We start from the raw sequence: 2,821 nt of genomic DNA, 5'->3' as shown, positions 1-2,821 counted from the left end.
GAACTCGCGACCGCGACGAAGGCTCCGCTTCCAAACTCCCATGTCTCAGTTCCAGTGATTTCGAAAAAAATTGCGTTTCGGATTTGAGTTCACGCGATCGACGAACCATGGCGTGCACCGAAGCACGGCATAAGATATTTACAAGTGGAAACCACACTGGCCGTGCTCGGTGACGCCTGTCGTTCCGCAGTCGATCAAAACCTCACGCTCCGTCGTCCGCAGTGATCGGTGCGCTCGATCCAGGTTGGTGACCGGTGCGCTCGAATGATGCTCGCGATCCCGATGCTCGATCCGTGCTCGGATGGGTGTGTTCGACCTCAAGCACGATCACGGAGTTCAACGCCGTTGCCCACCATCGATCCCAAGCTCGGCACATGCTCCCACAATGCTGCTACAATGGAAGCTTCGAAACAGATGTCTCCCCATGCTGACTGCCGGTTCGGATGCGGAACAATTCGGTGCACCGGAGTAAGGGCGTCAGTCTTTTCCCCAATCCCAACTTCACCGAACGCCCTTACCCGGTGACCTTGGACGTTCTGCCAATCAAATCTGTCATGTCCGTGACGTCAAATCCATACGCACCGCCAACGACAGAGCCACAACCAAACCCATCGACGTACCGCCTTCGTCGCGGCCCCGCTCTCTACATTGTGGGGTTTGGACTGCTTGGCGGTTTTGGGGCGATCCCTTTCCTCGCACGCCAAAACCCGATTGGGTTCGCTGTCGTTCTCACCGGCTGCATCATCGGCGGAATTGTCTACCGTTTCCGGTCGCACAATTGGCCACACGATCCCACGATTTTTCATCGGCAACTGAAGTACTCTGCCATCGCAATCGTGATGCCACCTGCCGTCATGTTCATGTTCGCTGGCCCGAATGGACAGGGACCTGCGTTCATGGTGATTGGGCTGATCGTCGGTGTGTCGGTTGCTTGTGGTATACTCATCAGTGGGTCGCGACGACTTAACGCACCGCAGGAAAAGGCAGAACCATGAAATGCACGGGAGAACGGGTGGTCCGTTTTCTCGTCTGCTTGCAAGTCTTTCGCCCGTTCCCCGTGATTTCTACCGTTCGCCGACTCAAATCACGCCCCCAAAACACGACATTCATCATGAAACGAACGAAGAGCGGGTTCAAGCTGATCCCAAAAGACGATTACGTCGACCTGTTTCTGAAGTCAAACCCGTCCGATTGCCGGGGCGACGTTGTTGCACGTCTGGACGACGCGATTGCTGCCCACCGCGATGGCAGGCGATGTAGCTGCGGCAAACCGCTTTGGATTGTTGGTTCCGCAGAAGCTGGCTGCGGGTGCTTTACTTGCATTACCGGCGAATCAACACCGAGCGATGACTACGAAATCGAGCTTAGTGCTTCAAGCTTTGTCCCAAAATGAAGAGGACCGCATGTCTCTCTTGCTCCGCCGTCGTGATGCTGATGGTAGCGTCCACCATTACGCCATCCCATTCGATTCACTAGCGTTGATCGCCATTGTCGGCATCGTGGTGGGATTTTCCCTTCCACTTATTTTCACATTTCGCAATCTCGTTGCACGCCAACCGGACGAAACGGCGCTTGCAATCGCGTCAGGACTTGCGGTTGGTCTGACGATGTTCGTGATTGCAAAATGGTCCGTGATTCGGACAGGAATGCTTGTGTCGTTTGGTCCAATGCGCATGACTCGTTCGATGCGACTCTTGTATGCTGGTGGTTACGTGACCATGGGATGTACCGCTATGCTCGCACTCCTGTTCGTGACATCAACTTGAACTGACAACGTGAACCCGCTTCGAAGCGGCGAACAAACGGATGCACCAAAGTCGCGATTCGCGCGCGTATTGAGAATAGAGGATCGCTAATCGCGACTTGTTGATCCGGGACGTTCCCCAACTAAAGAATACATGGGCGGTTCAAAAGGCAACACGAAGTTTGACGGCATTCGCTGGGACAAACATTTCCAGATGTTTGTCGCGGACCGCAATTTCAACGGTCTAACGGTTTGCTTCACGTTCGACACGAACCAGATACGATCCGACGAATTTGCTGGCAAGTCTTACGCCGACAGCCAATCGCATTTGGATGACGCACAATTCATGGTTCAAGAAATTTCGCGATTTTTTCGCCGCTGATTGTCTTTCGCAATTTAGGACGCTGCTGAGTCAGGAAGAACCGCCGCTAACGATAACTGCAAAACAGATACGTGATTCGCTGACTTGCCCCAGCATGATTACGATTCGTCCGCTTAACGATTCTGATTGCGTTCGTATCGATTTCAGCGGTGGCGGACATGACTGGGGTGGCACCGATAGCCGACTTTCGGACTACCACGTAGAGGCTTCTGCAAAATTGGATGGCGGTTTCGACGATGCAACGATCTTCACGTATTAACGGACAGATGAACGGGGAACCATCCGATGCAACCAAGCGGCGAAGTCGGGCGTTTTGAAGTGGTTAATCTTCCGTCGCCGCCGGCTGATCGTAAACGTTACCCGACAGGGCGGCCGTCTTCGTACCGCAAGAGTTCGCTCTGCATGCCGAACCCATATGAATCTCCGACTGAAGCGTCTTCGCTGCGACACGTATCCGGCCGAGGATTTCTCTACAAAGTGCTGAACGCCTCAACGTTTATTTGCCGCAACCCAATTGGGCGCCAAGCTACCATTATGGTCCTCGCTGTTTTTACGGCATTGCCATACTTCACGCTGCTCCGGATGCGCGACTTCGACGACCTAAGGACTTGTTCGGAAATAACTTCGGCAATCTTGTAGAATCGAGGCATCTCGATTCCACGGAGGCCAACGATGAAGGACGTTTACGGACAGGA

General features: G+C 53.8%; 4 protein-coding genes. All 4 read left to right on the top strand.

The window, feature by feature from the left end; translation table 11 throughout:
- The first annotated feature begins 554 nt into the window (after positions 1–554).
- The 4 genes from FHS27_RS30510 to FHS27_RS30495 all read left to right on the top strand — a co-directional run bounded on the left by FHS27_RS30510 (position 555) and on the right by FHS27_RS30495 (position 2,385).
- Positions 555–995, top strand: coding sequence for a hypothetical protein (locus FHS27_RS30510; RefSeq protein ID WP_184310217.1), 441 nt, complete (start codon positions 555–557; stop codon positions 993–995).
- Between the two features lie 249 nt (positions 996–1,244).
- Positions 1,245–1,766, top strand: coding sequence for a hypothetical protein (locus FHS27_RS30505; protein ID WP_184310215.1), 522 nt, complete (start codon positions 1,245–1,247; stop codon positions 1,764–1,766).
- Between the two features lie 132 nt (positions 1,767–1,898).
- Positions 1,899–2,126 (top strand): hypothetical protein, encoded by a 228-nt coding sequence (locus FHS27_RS30500; protein WP_184310213.1) that lies wholly within the window; start codon positions 1,899–1,901, stop codon positions 2,124–2,126.
- A 94-nt stretch (positions 2,127–2,220) separates the two neighbouring features.
- On the top strand, positions 2,221–2,385 hold the full coding sequence (locus FHS27_RS30495) for a hypothetical protein (protein ID WP_184310211.1): 165 nt from the start codon (positions 2,221–2,223) through the stop codon (positions 2,383–2,385).
- Positions 2,386–2,821: the final 436 nt, after the last annotated feature.

The organism is Aporhodopirellula rubra (genome assembly GCF_014192335.1).
Classification (GTDB): Bacteria; Planctomycetota; Planctomycetia; order Pirellulales; family Pirellulaceae; genus Rhodopirellula; species Rhodopirellula rubra.
Note: the sequence above shows the minus strand (reverse complement) of the source record. Positions and strands in the feature narration are given on the sequence as shown.

Excerpts from the sequence above, each read along its gene's own strand:
- FHS27_RS30510 (WP_184310217.1), top strand. The coding sequence starts at position 555 with ATGTCCGTGACGTCAAATCCATACGCACCGCCAACGACAGAGCCACAA.
- FHS27_RS30505 (WP_184310215.1), top strand. The coding sequence starts at position 1,245 with ATGGCAGGCGATGTAGCTGCGGCAAACCGCTTTGGATTGTTGGTTCCG.
- FHS27_RS30500 (WP_184310213.1), top strand. The coding sequence starts at position 1,899 with ATGGGCGGTTCAAAAGGCAACACGAAGTTTGACGGCATTCGCTGGGAC.
- FHS27_RS30495 (WP_184310211.1), top strand. The coding sequence starts at position 2,221 with ATGATTACGATTCGTCCGCTTAACGATTCTGATTGCGTTCGTATCGAT.